The sequence below is a fragment of the Desulfovibrio piger genome (assembly GCF_012843875.1).
Lineage (GTDB): Bacteria > Desulfobacterota > Desulfovibrionia > Desulfovibrionales > Desulfovibrionaceae > Desulfovibrio.
The window spans coordinates 1-572 of sequence record NZ_JABAFY010000126.1 but is presented as its reverse complement, the minus strand read 5'-3'; the positions used below and the strand labels follow the sequence as shown (position 1 = coordinate 572).

Genomic DNA, 572 nt, shown 5'->3' with positions numbered 1-572 from the left:
GTTTCATTCAATTCCTCTTCAAGGGACATACCTCTATTACTATAAGTATGTTTTTTTATTGTGTTTTAGGAGGTAGTGAAGCTTGATTGTACCTTTTTCCATTTGGGTAACGAATGGTCATAGTGTGTCCACTCCCAACTTGTTAAGAATTACTTACAAAGGTGATTATATCAAAAAATGAAAAAAGATGTGACCTTTTTGAAGAAAGGCATGATGACTTATTTATGTTTACATGGAATGATTACGAAAAAATAAAACAATATCGTAAAAATATGGTTTGTACAAAAGAAGAAAAAGCAATCATTCACACTATTAAAAAGAAAACAGAAATAGCTAATATGGACAACATTTCTCGGACACAATCGTATCAAAAATTTTATGTAAGAAATAGTGAAATCAGGTGGTCTTTTTTAGCGAGTATGGTTTCGAGAAATGCAGGCTGGAATATGACTGATTTAGAAGGAAGATATTATGCTACTGTTTTGCCTCGATTAGTAAAAAAACATTTGTTTCTCATATATGAACAGGCTAATTGGATTATTTTCTTAGATGCATTTCCACAGTTACTACTA

Annotated in this window: 1 protein-coding gene; it reads left to right on the top strand. The window is 30.9% G+C overall.

All coding sequences use genetic code 11. The features are described from left to right. Positions 1-224: 224 nt before the first annotated feature. Positions 225-572: DUF2515 family protein (locus HF854_RS12435; protein ID WP_168936562.1), on the top strand; the 348-nt coding region annotated here is incomplete at its 3' end.